The sequence below is a fragment of the Brevibacterium picturae genome (assembly GCF_030453725.1).
Lineage (GTDB): Bacteria > Actinomycetota > Actinomycetes > Actinomycetales > Brevibacteriaceae > Brevibacterium > Brevibacterium sandarakinum_A.
Genome location: NZ_JAKDJU010000049.1, coordinates 1 through 19528, shown reverse-complemented (window position 1 = coordinate 19528; position 19528 = coordinate 1). Strand labels below are relative to the sequence as shown.

Below are 19528 nucleotides of genomic sequence, written 5' to 3'. Positions count from 1 at the left end.
AGTGGCAGAACCCCCATCCATCGGATGGGGGTTCTTCTGATTCACGCTCCCCGCCTCCGCCCACAGTGATGAGGGATGGACCGAGTCCCTGCGCCCCTCTCTCCGGCCTATGAGTCTGGCCCCTGAGATCCGATCGGATCTCAGGGGCCAGACTCATTCAGCTTCGACCGCGACCGGGGTCAGTTTCCTCCGCCCTGATCGGCCGGGGCACTGGCCGGAGCGGAAGCCCCGTCCTGCGAGCCGTCCTCGGCGAGGGAGGGATCGGCTGCCACCGCTTCCTCAATCGCGTTCTTCAGACGGTCCTGCGCCTTGCCGTACTCCTCGAAGTCACCCTCCTTGAGGGCCGCGTCGGAATCTTCCATCGCCTTTCTGGCTTTCTGCAGCGCCTCGTTGAGGCTCTGGTCGTCAGACCCGGCGCCGGAATCACCGCCGCTGCCTGTGCCGCCCGACTCGCCGGAGCCGCCGTCCTCAGTGCCCGCGTCGCCGGCCTGGGCGCCGGAGTCGCCGCCGAAGACCTGGTCGAGAGCCTCATCGAGAGTCGGAGCGAATCCGATGTCCTCACCGAACGCCACCAGCACGTGCTGGAGCAGCGGGTACGAGGTCTCACCTGCGGACCGCACATAAACCGGCTGAACGTAGAGCAGGCCACCGCCGACCGGCAGTGTCAGCAGGTTTCCGTTCTGGACTTCGGACTCACCCTGGCGCAGCAGGTTGAGGCTGCGCTGCACATCCGGGGCAGTATTGAAGTTGTTCTGCGCCTGTCCTGGACCGGGCACCGTCGTGTTGCGAGGCAACTGGAGCAGCCGGAGTTTGCCGTAGCCGTCTGCCACCTCTCCCCCGGTGTCGCCGGCGTCGGCATCCGCGGACAGGAAGCCTGTCAGGTTGTTCCGAGCCTGCCCCTCAGACGAGCGTGCCGGGATATAGGAACTCGTCAACGAGAATGACGGGGACTGCTGGCCCGGCATCTGCAGGGTCATGTAGAACGGAGGCTGAGTCAGCCCGCTCGATGCTTCCTTCGTCGGATCGGTCGGCAGCGTCCAGAAGTCCTGACCGGTGTAGAACTCGCTGGCGGAGGTCACATGGTACTGGGTCAGCAGATCACGCTGAACCTTGAACATGTCCTCCGGGTAGCGGACGTGGCTCATCAGATCACCGGACATCTCCGAAGCAGGCTGGATCAGATCCGGGAAGATCTTCATCCATGTGTTGAGGACGGGATCCTCCTTGTCCCACTGGTACATGTCCACGTTCCCACTGAAGGCGTCGACGGTGATCTTCACCGAGTTCCGGATGTAGTTGACCTCTTCGTCGGGAAGTGTCGCAACATTGCCTGCAGCGGTCTCCGTCGTGGAATCCTCGGTTGCGGCCTGCAGCTGCTGCGGTGTCGAATACGGGTAGTCCTCGGCAGTCGTGTAACCGTCGAGAATCCACTTGATCTTGCCGTCGACGACAGCGGGGTACGGGTCGCCGTCGATCTTGAGGAATGGCGCAAGCTTCTGCACTCGCTCACGAGGGTGGCGTTCGTACAGGATCTGCGACTCCCCGTTGACTGCATCCGAGAGCAGGATCTGCTCGTCCTGGAACTTCAGAGCGTAGGCCAGTCGGTTGAACAGATTGCCCACAGAGGGCCCGCCGTCACCGGAGAAGGTGTTATTGACCTGTCCCGAGGCGCCCTCCTCATCGGAAGGATAGTCAAGTTCTCGGGGCTTGGCTCCCTCTTCGCCACCAACGACGGAGTAGTCGGGCGAGTTCTCCCCGAAGTACACCCGCGGCTGGTAGTCCGGGAATTCTCCCTTGGGCGGAATGTCGGATTCCATGAACGTCGGTTCACCGTCGGGATTGCGCGTATTGCCATTGGCAGCCACGACGCCGAAGCCGTGGGTATAGACGATGGCGCGGTTGTACCAGCTCTGGTTGTTGACCGAGCTCGGGGCGAGTTCGCGAACCGCGATCACGGTATCGCGCATTTCACCGTCGATGTTGTAGCGATCCACGTCGAGCTTCTGCGGGAACGAGTAGTAGGGCCTGACCTGCTGGAGCTGACGGAACGTGTCCGAGACCAGGTTCGGGTCGAGCAGGCGGATCGACGCAGCGGTTTCCGCGTCCGCGCGCAGAGCCCCCTTCTCGCCGGTCGTGCTGGGCTCATAGGGAGTCACATCGATGTCCTCGAAGTCGAAGGCCTCGCGTGTGGCATCGATGTTGTGCTGTATGTATTCGGATTCCAGGCTCTGCTGGGACGGGTTGACCTGGAACTGCTGGACCATCGCGGGATAGGCGATGATCGAAACTCCGCCGAGGACGATGAGAGTGGCGGTTGCGATGAGCGAGATTCGCCAATTGCCCTTCCACGCCGTGTAGACGAACAGCAGTGCAACAAGCACCGCTGCGATCGCGACGATGGCCATGGCAGGAAGGGCCGCCCTGTCATCCGTGTAGGTCACACCGGGGACGATGCCGCCGGTCGACGTCATCCGGTCGTAGCGAGAAAGCCACAGGCGGCCGGCCTGCACGAGGATCAGAACGCCGACGGTGATTCCCAGCTGCCATTGGGCGGTCTTCGTGAGGATGACGCCCTTCTGCTCCCCTGGACGGATCCCGCCGAAGAGATAGTGTCCGACGAGTGCGGCAATGAGCGAGAGCAGAATCGCCATTCCCACCTGGTCACCGATGAGCTGCAGACCGGGAAGGACGAAGACGAAGAACGACTTGTCCATCCCGAACTGGGCGTCCTGCGAGCCGAAGGACGTGGAGTTCATCCATTGGAGAACGGTGTCCCACTGCGCCGAGGCGGTGATTCCGCTGAGTGCGCCGACGACCGCCGGGATCGCGAAGGTCGCGACCTTACGCAGCGGTTCGATGGCTTCACGGTACCGATCGAGGTTCTCCTGGCGCGGAGTCGTCGGTGCGTACACCGGCCGATTCCGGAAGGTCAAGTGCAGACTCAGCCACACAGGGACCGCCATGACCACGAATCCGGCCAGGAACATCAGTCCGCGGGCGAACCACATGGTGCGGAACACCTGTGAGACATCGAGCTGCTTGAACCACAGGACTTCGGTGTACACCTGGGTGAAAGCGATGAAAGCGACGAGCAGAATCGCCACTGACACGAGGGTGAGCAACAGGGGCGAACGTCTGGGCCGGTTCGCCGGCATTCGTGCGGAGGTGGGTGAGGACGGAGAGCTCACTACTGCCCTTTCTCATTGTTGTCGGCGCCGCCGGCTGGACACTTCTCGAGATCCGAGGTGTCTCCGGCTGCGTATTGCTCCACGGCGTTCTGTGCATCATCGAGCGTGTCGATGCGTGCCACCGTGATCTTGGACTGATCGGCAGCCTCGATGACCTCTGCACAGTTGTCTGCGGGCGATAGGAAGAGCTTCGCCCCCTGCGCAGTCGAGGCCGCTACCTTCTGTCGGGCCCCACCGATGGGACCCACATTGCCTGCAGGATCGATCTCGCCGGTTCCTGCCACGTGCTTTCCACCGGTCATGGCACCGGGGGTGAGTTCGTCGATGATGGCCAGCGCGAACATGGTGCCGGCGGAGGGGCCGCCGATGCCCTCGACGTTGAATGCCACGTCGACGGGGAACTCGAAGTCCTGCCTCATGGAGATGCCGATGGCCTTGCGCCCGTCGATCGTCGCTGGCTTCATCGCCACATCGACGTCTTCGCCACCGCGTTCGACGACGATGTCGACCGAGTCGGAGGACTGGACTGTCTCGCTCATGACCTTCGCTGCCTCCGGGTCGGAGTCCAGCTTCTTCCCGTTCACCGAGATGATCCGGTCACCTTTGAGCAGCTGCCCCTCGGCGGGCGAGTCGGGCACCACCTCGTTGACGAGGAGATGCACTTTGTAGGGTTCGTCGAGTTGGCCCATCGCCGCGGCCACGGCCACATCCTGGCTGGAAGACATCTCCACCGCATTGGACGAGGCCACCTCCTCCCGCGTCGTATCAAGAGGATAGTAGGCCTCGGTGGGGATGACCGTCTCCTTGCCATTCAGCAGAGTGCCCAGCGCTTGTGACGCGTAGGTGTCACGCCCCGGGCCTCCGCTGACGGCGACTGTGAGCATGTCGATGCGCCCATCGGTCGGGTAGGTTTCGGCACCGGAGACATCGATCATGGGTTTGCCCTGATAGTCACCGAGCGTATTGAACACCGGTCCGGGCAGCTGCAGCATGTACGGCACCGGCAGCAAAACGGCAAGAGCGATGAGGAGGTAGGTCATGACCCCTGAAGTCGTGGTCAGACGTGGAGCGCGTCGTCGAGTGTCGCCACGCGTCGGTGCTGCGGGCACCGGCACGGCCCGAGGGGCATTCTCTGTCATGTTGTCCTTTCGCTGCACCGCCCGACCAGTCTAGTTGAAACCTGACCGTGAGTTTCACAGACTCCTTTCGCCCGGTGCGAACATCGTGCGAAACCTCCCGGAATTGGGAAGCTTCCCACATACAGAACCGTTAACGTATAAGACAAACCGATTCTTGGGGGCTTTGAGAAAATGACCGATGACAACAACAATGAGCAGAATCCATTCGAGCAGATCTTCGGAATGCTCTTCGGAGCGAATGGTCCCGGTGCCGGTCAGGGCGAGGACAAGGACGGCAATACCGGTTCGCAGGGCTTCCAGATCGATCCGGCGATGATGTCGACCATCATGAATCAGATGCAGGGCCTCTTCGGTCAGGGTGCCGATTCCCAGGCTCAGGCGACGTCGATCGCTCAGAAGGCGGTTCCGACACCTGACCCCGCTGTGGGCGAGGAATCGGTGAGGGCGACCGCCGACGCTTTCCGGCTCGCCGAGCTGTGGCTCGCCGAGGCGACCGAGTTCTCCGGGGCCAGCCGATCGGCGCGGACGCTCACCCGTGCAGAATGGGTCAGCGAGACTATGCCCGGTTGGCAGAAATTCGTCCTCCCGATCAAGGAGAACATGTCCTCTGCCCTCACTGAGACCCTTGAGACTCAGGTGCCGGCAGAGATGAAGGGCATCCTCGCCGGAGCCTCATCGATGTTCGGTTCGATGAGCGACTCGATGTTCGCAATGCAGATCGGACAGGCCGTGGGTGCGCTGTCGGAGAGCGTGCTCACCGGCACCGAGGTGGGGCTGCCCCTTCTGCCGCAGGACACCGCAGTGCTCGTCGAGACCAATGTGGAGAAGTTCGCCTCGGAGATCGACGTCGATGCATCGGAAGTCCGGATCTACCTCGCCGCCCAGGAGCTTGCCCACCTGGCGCTGTTCGAGCGCGCTCCCTGGCTGAGCGCGCAGGTCGAAACTGCGCTGACCCGCTATGCGCAGGGCCTCAAGGTCGACACCTCCCAGATCGAGGACATGGCCTCGCAGGTCGATCCGTCCAATATCTCCGACCTCAGCGACAACATTCGCCAGGGTCTGTTCAATCCTCCGACCACCGAGGACCAGAAGAAAGCACTGACGACGCTGGAGAACCTCCTTGCCGTCATCGCCGGTTGGGTCGACGTCGTCGTCTATTCCGCATGTGCGCATCTGCCCGGCCGCGATCAGATCCGTGAGGCGCTGCGACGCCGCCGAGCTACTGCGGGCCCGGCCGAGAAGACATTCTCGACGCTCGTCGGCCTGGAATTCAATCCCCGCCGCCTGCGTGACGCTGCAGCACTGTTCGGGTACCTCGAAACCCAAGGAGGCACAGAGGCAAGGGACAAGGTGTTCTCCCATCCCGACCTCCTGCCGACGACACAGGACCTCGACGACCCCTTGGGCTACTCCGAGCGTCGGCATGCCGAATGGACCAGCGAATCGACTCTCGACGAAGCCTTGAGCCGCATTCTCGCCGAGGGCATCGAAGGCACGGAAGCCAGCGACGAGTCAGGGCCGCAGAACGATGTCGAATCCGATTCCGATTCCGACGATGGGACTGACGACACCGGTGAGACCGGTGGCCGCAGTGAGAGCTGAATGATTCGTCTCGATACTGCCCGCTCCGAGGTCGGCGCCACCTCAGCAGCGACTGATTTCGCGCTCGACTTCGAGGACTTGTTCTCCACAGCCGGCGACGACGCGTTGCGGCGCGAGGCGGGCGCTGAGCATGTCACTGCCAGTTGCCTGATCGTCGACCCTGACACGGAGTCCGTGCTCCTCAATCATCACCGCAAGGCCGGTCTCTGGGGTCAGTTCGGCGGGCATCTCGAGCCTGAGGATGACAGCTTGCACTCTGCGGCGCGCAGGGAGGCCATGGAGGAGAGCGGGCTGAGCCACCTGACCTGGTTCTCCCCCGTCCCGATCGATCTCCATGTGCACGATCTCTCGGCCTCGTTCGGGGCGTGCCGACGTCACTTCGACGTGGTCTTCGCCGCAATCGCAGCCACGGACCAGGTTCCCGTTGTCTCGGACGAGTCTCTGGCGGTGAGATGGTTCCCAGTCGCAGACCTGCCGTCGTCTCTGATGCCGGATCTGGTTGTGCGGCTGCCGCAGCTTTACCGGGCAGGTGTGGAATTCTGGCGAGTCAGCGACCGCCACCGCGATTGAACTGCTCCCCCGCGCTGAAGCCGTCAAGGTAGAGTTTCGCATCGGCTTGTCTGGGGTGCCTGTCCGCCAGCTCGTGGAACTCCTTGGAATGCGGGCCGATCTGCAGATGAGCGAGTTCATGGACGATCACTGTCTCCAACACCCAACGAGGCGCCGCCTGCAGGCGGTGGGAGATCCTGATGTCTCCTGACGAGGTCGTCGTCGATGCCCAGCGACTGATGTTCTGATTCGTCACCCACCTGATCGACTGCGGACGCAGGCGTCCGTCGAAGTAGCGCCGGCTCATCTCATCAGCCAGATCGACGAGATCACCGGCCGAGGAATGGTCCCTGGCCGCGAGGCGGTTGAACAGATCTGTCAGCGACCGAATGTTGGTCTCCACGCTGTAGCTCACAGGCGTGCTGAGTACGAATGTATCCACTTCCTTCGCGACCGAAATGGTCTTCTTCCGACGTGCGGATCGGCGCACTTCGATTTCTCCACGGGCGATCGCCCGCAGCACGTCCTCTTCGGTCCATCGCTGTTGAGTTGCCACAGGTCCATCATAGGAAATTCGGCAGACATTCATTCACGCGTCTCTCTTTGTGAGTTTCCTGAGCATCGTCATTCCACACCGCGTTTCGGATTGTCCACAGGCCGAGTCGCCCCGGGTGACCGCGAGCAGCGGAAGTGACCTACGCTTTCACTCTCGTCGTAGCCCACACGCAATCATTCAAGGAACCTTTTCTCCACAACTCGTAGCGACATATCCACAGGTTATCCACACACTGTTGACCGGTATGTGGATGAACCGGCATTGACGGGGCGGCAAATGCAGAATAAGTTCTATGATTGACCCCGGAAAACCCGGTGATGCGTGCGGAAGGGGAAGCTGCACGAGTCTCCGCGAGCGCCTGGGGCACATAGCGGTTGAGGGCGCGTCGGGATACATTTTCCGGCCTGCCCTCGACCGTTATCCACAGGGTTTTCCACAGTTTCATCTCGCCCATGGCGGATGTCGTCCGCCTTCACTACCGTGGAAGTCCGAGGCGTTCGAGGCGAGGTGGAGACATGTTCCGGATTTTTCCCAGTGTGCCGATCACATGGCGGTCATCATCGTGTGTGCAGTTCGGCGTCGATGATCCCGTCCTCATCGACGGGCTTCTGCCAGCAGATGTCGCTCTCGTCGACGAGTTGCGGATGGGCGTCGGTTCGGCCCAGTATTACTCTCGAGCGCAGGATCTCGGTGCCGACCTGGGCCGGGCGAGCTCGCTGATCACATTGCTCGACGAGGCGGGCGTCATCGTTCCCGACGATTCCGACGCCGCCACGGTGACGAAGAGTTCCCCTCTGTTGGCAACCGCGCAGATCTTCGCCCTCTCCCCCGACCGCGTATCGAAGCTCCTCGGTGACTCACGGATCATGGTCGTGGGGCCGCTGAGAGCAGTCACCGAACAGTATCTCTCAGCCTCCGGCTTCGCCATCGCGAACGAACATCGCGTCGAGGACCTCGATCTGCTGTCCTCACCTCTCGTGATCACGACTTCATACCTCGTCCCTGATCTTCACACCGCCACCTGGCTCACTGATCGCGAGGTGCCCCACTGCCAGGTCGTCATCGGGGAATACTCCCTCGAGGTCACCGGTCTTATCCGTCCCGGGACGACACCCTGCGCCGTCTGCGCCTGCCTAGTGAACAAGGACGCAGATGATTCGTGGTTCGACCAGTACTCTCACATCCGAGCCCTTCCGGACCGCGAGAACCTCAGTGATCCGCTGTCACGGGCGCTCGGAGCAATCAATGTCGTTCAGATCCTCAGACGGTCTCTGCTGAGCCCCGACGCCGACCCGGTCCACAGGAACGTCTCACTGGCCACCGGCATCGCAACAGATGCCCCACCGGCGTTTCATCCCCGTTGCCAGTGCCGCGTCCCGGTCCCGCACTTCGACCTAATCGATGAGCAGGCTCAGTAGCCCCGCCCCATAGAGTTCGAGCTTGGTCGCGCCGACCCCTGGGATCTTCGCCAATGAGCTCATATCCTGCGGCCTGATCTCGGCGATCGCCGAAATCGATGTGTCGGTGAGAACGAGATAGGGCGGAAGCCCCTGTTCCAAGCCGACACGGGCTCGCCAGCGTCGCAGTCTGTCGAGGAGTTCGACGTCGATGTCAGCAGGACAGTTCGCACACCGGGACAGAGCCCGGTCGACCTGGGACACGAGCACCTTGCCGCACGATCTGCAGCGATTCAACGTCACCGAGGTCGCAGTCCGACGGCCCTGGCCCACCGCTTGATCAACCCGTCCGAGTTCGCTGAGGAACCGGGAGGGTTTGCGTGGTCGCTGCTTGGAATCATGGCGTGACAGGGACCAACTCAAGCTGAGGTCTCTGCCGGCACGGGTCAGCGCCACATAGAACAGGCGACGCTCCTCAGCGACTGCGCGTGGCGTCTGGGCGTAGCTGATGGGCAGCAGTCCCTCGCTGAGCCCGACCAGGTGCACACTGTCCCATTCGAGGCCCTTGGCCGCGTGAAATGAGGCGAGGGTGACGCCTTCGATGTCTGGAGCGAATTGGTGTTCGGCTCGCTCGCTCAGATCAGCGAGGAAAGTTTCAAGGGGCACCGGCAGTTCGGATCCGGACTGGTGGCTCTCAGCCAGGTCGACCAGCGCCTTCAGGGATTCCCACTTCTGGCGGCTCGCCCCGGCAGCAGGTGGCTTGCTCGAGTACCCCAGGGAGACCAGCACCTCGGAGACGACTTCTGGCAGAGGTCTGCCACTCGAAGTGGCACGGGCCGCCTTGAGCATGAGGACGGCCTCTTTGACCTCCTTTCGCGCGAAGTACCTCTCTCCGCCCCGCAGAACATAGGGGATGCCGGCTGCGGCAAGGGCCTGCTCGTAAGCGGGACTCTGTCCGTTCGTGCGAAACAGAACCGCAATGTTTCGCGGGCGGCGGCCGGCATGAACCTCGGCAGAGATGGCCTTGACGACACCGGCGGCCTCAGCGTCGTCGGTCGGGTACTCGGTCATAGCCGGCTGTTGGCCAGCAGGGTTGTCGGTACGCAGGGTCAGCGCGGCGCGGGAAGTGTGTCGAAGCAGATTGTTCGCCGTCGACACAATTGCCTTCGACGACCGATAGTTGCGGACCAATTGGATCGTCGTCGACGTCGGCAGCGAAGCGTCCAGTGTCCTCAGCAGTGAGGAGTCGGCTCCCGCGAAGGAATAGATCGTCTGGGCCGGGTCGCCGACGACGCAGAGGTTGTCCCGTGGCCCCAGCCAGCGCGAGAGGACGTCGTACTGGAGGGGCGAAACGTCCTGGAATTCGTCGACGACGAAGTGTCGATACTGATCGCGGATCTCTGCCGCGATGGCAGGATACTCTGCGAGCACGCCGTCGAGAACGAGCAGCACATCCTCGAAGTCCATGAGCCGGCCGCGTGTCTTCGCTTCGCTGTACGCCTCGAAGATGCGCACCATGTCTTCGACGCCCAGCTGTCCGGGAAGATCGCGGGCGGCGGCTTGGGTGGCATAGTCGTCGACCCCAAGAAGGGACGCGGCAGCGAACTCGAGTTCGGAGGCCACATCTCGATTCAGCTCCCGGCTGGTCTCGATCCCCAAGCTCTGGAGCACCGAGCCGAGGATCCCAGCCTTGTTGTCGATGATCCGAGGGAAGTCTCCCTGCGCAAACCGGTCCCAGAAGTAGCGCAGCTGGCGAAGCGCTGCGGAGTGAAACGTTCGGGCCTGGACCGCTGGGACTCCGAGGTCGCGCAGGCGTGACCGCATCTCCCCTGCAGCTTTGGCTGTGAAGGTCAGAGCCAGAACGTGATTGGGAGGGAACACCTCGGTGGCAATGCCGTAGGCGATGCGATGGGTCATCGCACGGGTCTTGCCCGTCCCGGCTCCCGCCAGGACGATGACGGGGGTGGAGAATTGGGTGGCGACCTCCTTCTGCTCCTCGTCGAGAGCATCGAGCAGTGCCGCAGCCTGAGCGCTCAAACGTTGTCCAACCAGCTGTAGAGAAGCTGTCCGGCGATCGACACGACCCCGGGGGCCCGCACCGTGCCACGTTCGATGGCCGCTCGCAGCTCCTCACGAGTGAACCAGGTCAAGGTGGCGATCTCCGCCTCGTCGGCGGCGAATTCGAGGCTCGGTGCCTCAGCTGAGAAGCCGAGCATGAGGGAGCACGGGAAAGGCCAGGGTTGGGACCCGAGGTACTGCGGATTCGCGACTTCGACATGGGCCTCTTCGAAGACCTCTCGAATGACTGCGTGTTCCAAGGTTTCACCGGGTTCGACGAATCCGGCCAGCAGGGAGAATCGGTCCGCCTCCCACGCGGCGTTGTTGCCCAGCAGCACCCTCTCGATCCCGTCCTCGTCGGTGTTGATGATGAGGACGATGACGGCCGGGTCTGTCCGAGGGAAGTGCTCGCTGCCGTTGTCGGGGTCCGTTCTCACCCAACCGCCGAGACTGGTTTGGGTCGGACGCCCGGTACGGGGCGAGAATCGGTGGGCTCTGTGCCAATTGCCGAGGCCCACGATCTCGCACGCCAGGGACACCTGCACGTCGTCGAGGGACTCTGCCAACTGACGCAGCGGCAACCAAACGGGCTCGGCACTGTCAATGCCCTCCCCCGGTGCGGTCAGCAGATCGGTGGCGTCGCGGGCACGCGACGTCGCCAGTGAAGTGTCGATCTCACTGCGGCCGGCATCGTCGAGGGAGACCCCGATGTACCGTATTCCTTCGGCGTCGCGGCCGAGGTAGATCTCCGTCTGCTCATCCGGCACCATGTCGGCATCACTGATGAACAGGCCGCCCGCTGCGACGAGGAGTGACCCACGGTGTTCGAACACAGGCTTCGCTCCGCTGGCCCACAGTTCGTGTAAGTCACCGTCCTGACCGCGTGAGAGATGGTCACGATCGATTCCATGGCGGGCCAGACTGATCGGTTTCACGGGTGGCAGTGGCTTCATGCCCTCCACGATAACTCAGGGTCCTGACGCAGGACGTGTGCGTGCTGACACGCTCAACGGCCGAATCTCCGGTCTCCAGCCGGCGCAGACGGTAGATTGGGGAGGGTGAATACCAAGGCGCTCAAGTTGGCAGCTGTCGCGGCAACGATGCTCGAAGACTTCTCCCCGACGGAATGGATCCCCCTGCCGTCATTGGGGTTGGGAATCAGAGTTCTCGTCGACGATGGTCAGCAGCAGTTGGTGGCGACGGCACAGACCAGTCTCGATCGGTCCGCAGACACCGGTTCTGCGGCCGAAGCAGGTCGGATCTATGACACGATGTATCCGCATGCCGGGTTCGCCTGGCCTCATCTGCGCGCCATCACCGAGGTCGACGCCGACTACTTCGGCACTTCTGCGTCCACCACGGTGACTCTCATCGACCCCCTGCCCGGTGCTCCGGTCGGTGACCAGGCCATCACCGATGTCGCGCGCGCGAGCTCATTGGCGCAGGCTCTGGCCACGCTGCATTCGGCGGCACCGGAATCGATCTCCGAGGCAGGATTCCCTGTCGAAGACCCGTCCCGATTCCAGTTCCAGATCCTGGAGAGGCTCGATCAGGCTGCGTCCACGGGCCGGGTGCCCGCCGCTCTGCTGCAACATTGGGAAGAGGAGTTCGAAAAGGTCGCTCTCTGGCGCTTCCTCGCCACCCCCATCCACGGTGCGATTGATGAGACGAATGTCTACACCGACCAGGAGCGAGTGCTCGCGCTGTCGGGAATCGAACGTCTGCGAGTCTCCGATCCCGCCATCGATCTGGCTGCGGCCTCGGCACTCATCGACCCTGCCGCTGTCCCGACCTTCTTCAGCGAGTACAGGAACTCACGGCCCCGTGCCGACGAGCACGTGATCCCCCGTGCCGAACTGCTCGCCGAGTTCGCCGTCCTCGATTGGCTGCTCGAAGCAGTCGATTCCGGAGATCAGGACGCGGTTCAGGACGCAGGTGAACTTCTGTCCTCGTTCAACGATGTCCTGTTCTCGAAGGACACATCAGAGCCGAAGGGCACTCCCACTGAACCGTCCGCTGCGAGCAGCACTCCCACAGCAGCGAGCAGCGACCAGGACTCGAATCCGGTGGCGGATGTGCTGACCGAGGAACCATAGCCCGATACCGGGCGCACGCCTGAGGCCGACGGCGTCATCGACGAGGGAACACCAGAGCAGGACGAATCCGCACCCACCGATGACTCTCAGCGCCCCTGATCGGCTCGGCTGCGGTCATTGGCCTCCAACCACGCAATGATCTCGGCCTCCTCCGGAAGCTGGGTGAACCTGACGATGTCATCGCTGCCGACGAAGTAGAAGGTTCCCGTCACCTCGGTGATCTCGGGATGGACCCGCTGGATGGCGAAGCGGTAGAGAGCCAGCTGCCACTTCATCACCTCCAGCGCCTTCTCATCCGGCCGTTTCGAGGTCTTCCAGTCGACGACCTCTGCGTGATCGCCTGTGATGAAGACCGCATCGATCTTGCCCGGGATCCTGAACCTCCCGAGGACGAGTTCGAACGACATCTCGATGTGATCGGCATGCCTGCTCGCGAATTCTGAGCCGATGAAAGTCTGCTGGAGCCGTTCGATGGTCGCAGTGTCGATGGCCTGGATCTGCTGTCCGTCATCGATGTCGATGCTCGCCTGTCCGAAATGCTGCTCGACCCAGGAATGGAAGGTGGTCCCGATCTCTGCTGCCCGACTCGGCGGGGTCGGGATGGGACGCAGGGTCTGGGTGATGAATTGCTGCGGGTCTCTGCGCCACGAAACAAGAGCTGTCGCCGACAGACGATCCGGGACATTTCCGGTGCTGGCAGTGCCAGGGCGGCTGCTGATCCGCAGTGCCTGTCGCGCGTATTCGCCTACGAGTCCCTGTTTCTGTGCCAGTTCGTCCAGGCCGACGGGTGCAGCGGTGCTCACCCACTCGGCGGCACGTCGGGCCGTGGACACTCGATCGGTTCGCGGTACGGGCCAGATGCTTGTCTCGATGCGGTCCTCGGCCGATTCGTCGGCAGGTTCCGGCATGTCGACGTCGCGTCCCAATACCTCGATCGCTTCGCTGAGGAACGGGGACGGGTCGTCAGGGTTGGCCCTGGCCCCCATCAGCTCGGCCCCCAGCCACAGGTAGTGTTTGGCGCGGGTGAAGGCCACGTAGGCCAGACGCCGTTCCTCTTCTTCATGCGCCTCGGCGATGGCCGGTTTGATGAACTCGCTGACCCATTCGTCCAGTGCCTTCTTGGTGTCGAAGCCGGCGGTTCGAAGGTCATAGTCAACCAGGTGGGCACGGTCGCCTCGCAGCGGGTAGGGCAAGGCTGTTCTGTCCATCCACCCTTCCTTGTCCCGGGGTTCCGTCGGGAAATCCTTGACGACCAGAGACGGCACGGCGACTGCGTCGAATTCGAGGCCCTTCGAGGCGTGGACCGTCATGATGTCGATGGCGTCGGAGGCCGAACTCGGCTCGACCACGCTGAGCGCATCCTTCGCCTCCATCAGAGTCAGCCACTCGAGGAAGCCCGGCACCGAGGGTTGGTCGTCGGCTGCCGAGTACTGGCTTGCCGCAGACAGGAACGAGTCGATCGCGGAACGGTGAAGGTTGCGCAGCGAATCGCTGAGCCCCCAGATGTCGGAGTCGACTCCGGTCTCGGTCATCGCGGTGCGAATGATCGAGGCGATGGTCCCGGACCCGGAACGAACATGGCGCAGCGCCCGTGCCAACCTGACCAATCGATCCAGTGCGATCGAGCTCAGTCCCGAGTTGCGAAAGTTATTCACCATGGTCCGTGCCCCGGCGAAGTGTGCCGACCCTGCGAGTGCCTCGGAGAGGTCTACGAGTTCGTCAAGGCCCTCGACGATCGTCGGCTGGTCGATGCTTTCGGCCACGACTGCGTCAGCCTCGGCGTTCTCCGCCATGAACTCGGTCAGTCGCGAATCGTTCTGCGCACGGGTGAATGCCTGCAGAGCGGCGATGTCTGTGGCACCGAGGCCCAACAGCCGACCGCTGACCAACCGCATCAGAATGTCACCGGCCATCGGATCGACGGCTGCAGTGAGCACTGCCCTCAGATCGGCGACGAAGGGGTCGCTCAGGAGACCTGAGGAACCGTGGACGTGAACGGCGTAGCCTGCAGCCTCCATCGCCGCGGCAACCGGCGCAAAATGGGCACGCTTGCGGCACAGCACGGCCTTGGATGACCCGGCGGGAAGGCTGGCGACCCATTCGGTCAGGGATCTGAGTCCGACGGTGAGGAAGTCCGGATCATGGGCTCCCGAGCTGATGTCGATGGCCACTCCACCGTCCCCGGCTCCTGCGCGTGCCGACAGCGGCTTCTCCTGGCTTCCGGCCAAACCGTTCGCGGTCCGGTTCGCGACCGTCAGGATCGTGTGGTCATTGCGCCAGCTCGTGCTCAGCGTCAGTGCCGAGACGTTGTCGAAGTCTTCGGAGAACCGGATCATGTTGTCGGCACTGGCACCGCGCCAGCCGTAGATGGCCTGTCGGGGATCGCCCACCGCTGTCACCGCCGTGGAGTGGAACAGGTCGCGCAGCAGTTTCAGCTGGGCGACCGAGGTGTCCTGGAACTCATCGAGGAGAACGATTGACCACCTCTGCTGTTCGGCACTGCGCGCGGCCGGCACTTCGTCGATGATGCGCTGAGCGAAGCGAACCTGGTCAGAGAAGTCCATGGCCAGGTTGCGACGTTTGGCGACCATGTATGCGCCGGCCAGTTTCGCGGTCTTGATCTTCGCTTCGATCTTCGCTCGCCGGCCGCTGGGGTCGACTGGTTTCCCTTTGCTCGAGACCAGGGCCTGCAGACACTGGTCAAGATAGTCCGTGAGCTCGTCGACCCCGCGACCGTGGTCATTCATCGCCGCGGCCAGTGAGATGATGTCGGCGATCATCGTCTCGCGTGCGAAGTCGCCGGGGATCTCCTCTGTCGAAGTGGAGTCGATGATCTCGCCGGCAATGGTGTGGGCAGCCGCATCATCGAGCAGCACCGTCTCGGGCTCGATGCCGATGCTGACGCCGTGTTCGCTGACGATCGAGGCTGCATAGGAGTTATAGGTCGATACCGTCGGATTGTCGAGACCGGGCAGGCTCATCTCGGAGCCCAGACCGAGGCTGTGGCGCAGCCGAGCCAAGAGCACCCTGATGCGCCCGCCCAGTTCACCCACGGCCTTCCGCGTGAAGGTGAGGCCCAGGATCTCCTCGGGTGCGACGAAGCCATTGGCCACAAGCCATACGACCCGCTGGGAGATCACGGTCGTCTTACCCGAGCCTGCGCCGGCGGTGACCTTCATCGACTGCGCCGGATCGGCTTCGATGATGATTCTCTGCTCTTCGCTCGGCGGGAACGCTTGGGCGGGGTCGGCGGCGGTCAGGCGGGCCAGGTGTTCTGCGGTGAAGCGCATCAGGACTCTTCCAAGGTCTGGGGCCCGATCGCCGGGCAGGAGGTGCGGACAGGACAGCTCAGGCATTTCTGCGGCTCGACCCGGGCCGGGAACTCCGCGGCCCGCATGCGATCGGACACATCGTTGATGAGGTCTCGGGCCCAACCCGGGTCCTCGTCGATCTCAAGCGCCGACTGTTCTCTTGTCGTCTGTTTGGAATTTCGCAGGTACACGAGTTCGGCCCCATAGGCAGTGGCATCGATGGTCTGGTCCTCACCGATGGTGATGGTCCCGGAGTTGATCGCCTCCTGGTAGACACCGAGTTGCGGGTGACGGGCCATCTCCTGACCTTTGACGACGTTCTTTCCGGTCTTGAAATCCACGATCCGGATGCCCTCGGGTGTCTGTTCAAGTCGATCGAGGCGCCCGGTGACTTTCCATTCCTGGCCCTTGTCATCGACTCCGGTGGCGTACACCTGAGCTTCGACGCCGATGGGTTCACCGGGCGCGGTCTTGATGTACTCGCCGAGGCGATCGGCCATCTTCATCGCCAATGTGTGTTCGCGATCCCGCTCCCACTCCGCATCGAATTCGAGCGTCGTGAACTCCTTGTCGACGTATTCTCGGATCGCCGAGGCCGGACCCTGCGGAAAGTTCTCTGCCGCGGCGTGGATGATCGTTCCCAGACTCTGGGCCAACGACCCGGGCCTGTCTCCCCCGTTGCGGGTGAGGAACCACCGCAGCGAACAGTCGGTGAAGGACTCCACTTGGGACGGTGAGACTCTCACCGTGTCTTCGCTGGTGAAGAGAGGCTGACTGGAGGTGACGTCTTCGATCTCGCGCCATTGTTCGGGCGGTTCGACCGTGGTGCTGGCGGCGGTCAGTGCCGACATCAGCTGCGCCCAATTACGCACGTCATCCTCGGGCGCCTCCTGCGCAGGGTCAGCGGCGGCTCTCAGCAGCCGGGCACGGGTATGCGCGGCCATCTCTTCCACGGACAGCGGCAGGAGTTCGTCCTCATGGGTGATCGCATACCCGTCTGCGTCCTCGGTGCCCTTCGATGTTCGTGCCGCGATCACGTCGAAGAAGGGCGAGGGATTGCTTTCGGCGTCAGAGATCGCGGTGATGATGATCTGTTCTTCGGCGCGGGTCAGTGCCGTGTAGAAGAGCTCTGCCTCTTCACGCAGATTCTTCCGTTTGGCATGGGAGTGGTAACCCGGATCCCCGGTTGCCCTCTCGCCGGTGGCCAGCACGGCGCTGAGATCGTCGAGGCCGAGGATGCCGCCACGGATCTTCGGATTGGGCCATACCCCTTCGTTCACCTCGGCGATGATGACGAGCGGGACCCGCAGATGTGCCAGTGACGACGGGGTGCCGACCTGCACATAATCGTCGTTGCCAGCCCGTGCGGCCAGGGAATCCTGCGCAATGTCCTGCTCTGCCACGATCCCGGCGAACGACCGTGCTGTGAATCCTCCGCGGTCGGAGATCTTCTCCGCCAAAGTGAATAGCCGCAGCACCGAGTCCAGATGCGAATTCGCCACCGACTCCGGATCTCGAAGAGCCTCCGACTGCCATTTCTCTGCGACGCCCGCCGCCTCCCAGATCATCCACAGCGCCTGGTGCGGATCGACCGATCGGACCTCGGCGGCGGCCCGCAGCATTCGGGAGATCGTCACCAGCCCGGTCGGGGATGAGTCGTCGACATCGCTGCGCAGCGCCTGTGCCAACGACGTCGAGCTGTTTGCTGCGGGGAACTTCTTCCTCACGACTCGCTTGAACCGTCTGATCTGCACCGGGTCGAGGCGGACATAGACGCTTCCGGCCAAGGCCAGAGCCTGTGCAGCGATCGACTCATCATCGTCGAAGTCCGGTGTGCGCGAGAGCAGCTCGAGAAGCGGCGCGGTTGCGGAGTCGATGCTGAGAGGCGCCATGATGTTCGCAGTCGCCACACCTGAGGCACTCAGCTCGTTCGCGACGACTCGCGCCGTCGACGTGTTCCGACACAGCACGGCCACATCCGACCACGCATGCCCGTCTTCGACGAAGTTCGTCACTCGACGCGCCAGGTACCGATAGCTCGAGGCAGCTCCCTCGAACACATGGGTCTCCACTGTCTCAGGCACGTCACTCACGGATTCGACGTCGGAAACGTCGTCTGCGACAGCGTCGGAAATCTCGGCAGCAGCGATGTCGGCGGCTGCTGAGCCGTCGTCCGAGCCTACCGGTCCGCTGCTCGGGCGCGGCATGTGGTGCAGGCCCCACCTGGTGGTGATGCGGCGACCGAAGTCGTCGCTGACGTCGACGATTCCGGCACCCGTGTTCTTCGGTTCGGGCAGAATCACGGTGGTGAAACCATCATCGGCAGCGCTGCGGTCGATGAGTGAGGCATCGGCTCCGTGGAAGCGCCCGGTCACGGTCTCCGGACTGCCGAACAGTGCCAGAGCGCTGCCGCGTTCACGCAGCTGTTCGAGCAGACCCCAGCTCGCAGCCGGGAAATCCTGAACCCCATCGGCCAGGACCACTGTGGGCACCACATCGGGAGCGAATGTCCAGGTCCTTCCGGCGGTCACCTCGGCGGGCTCACGCAGAACGTCGAACGCCGCTCTCGCCAGGACCGTCGCAGAGTCGGTGCCTCCGTAACCGGGCATGCTCATGATGTCGAGGTACTCGTCGAGGATCTGGGCCACTGCCTCCCACCGCGGATCACGGTGGCGCTCAAGGACCCGATCGAGCGTGCTGCGCCCGAAGTCGAACACGAACTCGGGTGACTGATTCTGGCCACCGTCGGCAGCAGGTGCGGGAAGGCGCACACCGAAGTCGTACTCCATCACCCTGTTGAGGAAATCGCGGACCTCGGTCCGAAACGCGGAGGTCGATCGGACTTCCGCGGTGATTTCGACCGGCCAGACGGGTCCACGGCCGTGGCCGAGCTCGTGACCGGCCAGGAGGTCGGCGAGGAACACGTCCTGATCGGCACCGGAGATGAACTCGAGGTCATCTCCGGTCGCCGTCGTGTGCGCAGCACGCGCAATACCGTAGGCGAAGGATGCGATGCTTCGCGCGGGCGCCGAGGCCAGCACTGCGTGACTGGGCACTGCCAGGCGGTTGCGCAGCACATCGGCATGATCGCGGTTGGGCGTGAGAACCAGCACCGATGCGGGGCTGACCGCGGACATCAGCTGCCCGTACACGGATTCGAGCATCGTCGTCTTGCCCGTCCCAGGGCGCCCCACAACCGTCACCGACTCCCCCGCGAGCAGTTTCGCGCCGATCCCCTCAGTCACATCATCCATACACGTATTCCATCATGAGCCACCGACATGGGGACGATGTGAGCACGATCGAGCGCGTTGGCGGGTCCCGGACTTGGTTATCGCGTAGCATGATGGGATGTCGAGTCTGCAACAGAGATTGCCCCGTGAACAGCGTCGTGACCAGTTGGTAGGGGTGGCACGTTCCGTGTTCGCGACCCGTGGATACCGGACCACCTCAATGGACACGATCGCCGAGGCGGCCGGTGTCTCAAAGCCTGTCCTCTACCAGCACTTCGCGTCGAAGCAGGACCTCTACCTCGCACTCATCGACGATTCCGCCGCGCACCTCGACACGACTCTCGATGCCGCGATCGGATCGACCACGGATCCGCATGAGAAGGTTCGTGCCACCTATCG

At 63.1% G+C, this 19528-nt stretch carries 12 protein-coding genes; 5 read left to right on the top strand and 7 right to left on the bottom strand.

Translation table 11 applies throughout. From position 1 onward, the window contains the following. Positions 1-179: 179 nt before the first annotated feature. Both L0G76_RS07130 and L0G76_RS07125 read right to left on the bottom strand, forming a co-directional pair. Complete coding sequence (locus L0G76_RS07130; protein ID WP_304356601.1) at positions 180-3155, bottom strand: UPF0182 family membrane protein; 2976 nt, start codon at positions 3153-3155, stop codon at positions 180-182. 32 nt (positions 3156-3187) lie between these two features. Next, positions 3188-4327: a YlbL family protein gene (locus L0G76_RS07125; protein ID WP_304356600.1), complete on the bottom strand. Its 1140-nt coding sequence runs from the start codon at positions 4325-4327 to the stop codon at positions 3188-3190. 171 nt (positions 4328-4498) lie between these two features. Between L0G76_RS07125 and L0G76_RS07120 the strand changes: the two genes are divergently transcribed. Both L0G76_RS07120 and L0G76_RS07115 read left to right on the top strand, forming a co-directional pair. After that, complete coding sequence (locus tag L0G76_RS07120) at positions 4499-5929, top strand: zinc-dependent metalloprotease (RefSeq protein WP_304356599.1); 1431 nt, start codon at positions 4499-4501, stop codon at positions 5927-5929. Then, the gene (locus L0G76_RS07115) at positions 5930-6499 is read left to right on the top strand and encodes an NUDIX hydrolase (protein ID WP_304356598.1); all 570 of its coding nucleotides are present in this window, start codon (positions 5930-5932) and stop codon (positions 6497-6499) included. Here L0G76_RS07115 and L0G76_RS07110 read toward each other — a convergent pair. After that, on the bottom strand, positions 6477-7034 hold the full coding sequence (locus L0G76_RS07110) for a M48 metallopeptidase family protein (protein ID WP_304356597.1): 558 nt from the start codon (positions 7032-7034) through the stop codon (positions 6477-6479). The genes L0G76_RS07115 and L0G76_RS07110 overlap by 23 nt on opposite strands. A 515-nt stretch (positions 7035-7549) precedes the next feature. On the opposite strand from L0G76_RS07110, the gene L0G76_RS07105 reads away from it, so the two are divergent. Then, positions 7550-8452, top strand: coding sequence for a hypothetical protein (locus tag L0G76_RS07105; RefSeq protein WP_304356596.1), 903 nt, complete (start codon positions 7550-7552; stop codon positions 8450-8452). On the opposite strand, the gene L0G76_RS07100 is transcribed toward L0G76_RS07105, so the two are convergent. Together L0G76_RS07100 and nudC are read right to left on the bottom strand one after the other, a co-directional pair. Continuing rightward, on the bottom strand, positions 8429-10468 hold the full coding sequence (locus tag L0G76_RS07100) for an ATP-dependent DNA helicase UvrD2 (protein WP_304356595.1): 2040 nt from the start codon (positions 10466-10468) through the stop codon (positions 8429-8431). The genes L0G76_RS07105 and L0G76_RS07100 overlap by 24 nt on opposite strands. Continuing rightward, positions 10465-11442, bottom strand: a complete 978-nt coding sequence (gene nudC, locus L0G76_RS07095; protein ID WP_304356594.1) for an NAD(+) diphosphatase — start codon at positions 11440-11442, stop codon at positions 10465-10467. Before nudC ends, L0G76_RS07100 begins: the two co-directional genes overlap by 4 nt. A 105-nt stretch (positions 11443-11547) precedes the next feature. Here nudC and L0G76_RS07090 point away from each other — a divergent pair, with 105 nt between their 5' ends. Beyond that, positions 11548-12585: a phosphotransferase gene (locus L0G76_RS07090; RefSeq protein WP_304356593.1), complete on the top strand. Its 1038-nt coding sequence runs from the start codon at positions 11548-11550 to the stop codon at positions 12583-12585. Between the two features lie 86 nt (positions 12586-12671). Here L0G76_RS07090 and L0G76_RS07085 read toward each other — a convergent pair whose 3' ends face one another. Next, positions 12672-15875, bottom strand: coding sequence for an ATP-dependent helicase (locus L0G76_RS07085; protein ID WP_304356592.1), 3204 nt, complete (start codon positions 15873-15875; stop codon positions 12672-12674). Then, positions 15875-19150 (bottom strand): PD-(D/E)XK nuclease family protein, encoded by a 3276-nt coding sequence (locus L0G76_RS07080; RefSeq protein ID WP_304356591.1) that lies wholly within the window; start codon positions 19148-19150, stop codon positions 15875-15877. Before L0G76_RS07080 ends, L0G76_RS07085 begins: the two co-directional genes overlap by 1 nt. 97 nt (positions 19151-19247) lie before the next feature. Here L0G76_RS07080 and L0G76_RS07075 point away from each other — a divergent pair. Continuing rightward, positions 19248-19528 (top strand): TetR/AcrR family transcriptional regulator (locus tag L0G76_RS07075; RefSeq protein WP_304356590.1); only part of this gene is annotated, 281 nt, incomplete at its 3' end.

Coding starts and splice junctions, on each gene's coding strand:
- L0G76_RS07120 (WP_304356599.1), top strand. CDS start 4,499: ATGACCGATGACAACAACAATGAGCAGAATCCATTCGAGCAGATCTTC.
- L0G76_RS07085 (WP_304356592.1), bottom strand. CDS start 15,875: ATGCGCTTCACCGCAGAACACCTGGCCCGCCTGACCGCCGCCGACCCC.
- L0G76_RS07080 (WP_304356591.1), bottom strand. CDS start 19,150: ATGGATGATGTGACTGAGGGGATCGGCGCGAAACTGCTCGCGGGGGAG.
- L0G76_RS07130 (WP_304356601.1), bottom strand. CDS start 3,155: ATGCCGGCGAACCGGCCCAGACGTTCGCCCCTGTTGCTCACCCTCGTG.
- L0G76_RS07105 (WP_304356596.1), top strand. CDS start 7,550: ATGTTCCGGATTTTTCCCAGTGTGCCGATCACATGGCGGTCATCATCG.
- nudC (WP_304356594.1), bottom strand. CDS start 11,442: ATGAAGCCACTGCCACCCGTGAAACCGATCAGTCTGGCCCGCCATGGA.
- L0G76_RS07115 (WP_304356598.1), top strand. CDS start 5,930: ATGATTCGTCTCGATACTGCCCGCTCCGAGGTCGGCGCCACCTCAGCA.
- L0G76_RS07125 (WP_304356600.1), bottom strand. CDS start 4,327: ATGACAGAGAATGCCCCTCGGGCCGTGCCGGTGCCCGCAGCACCGACG.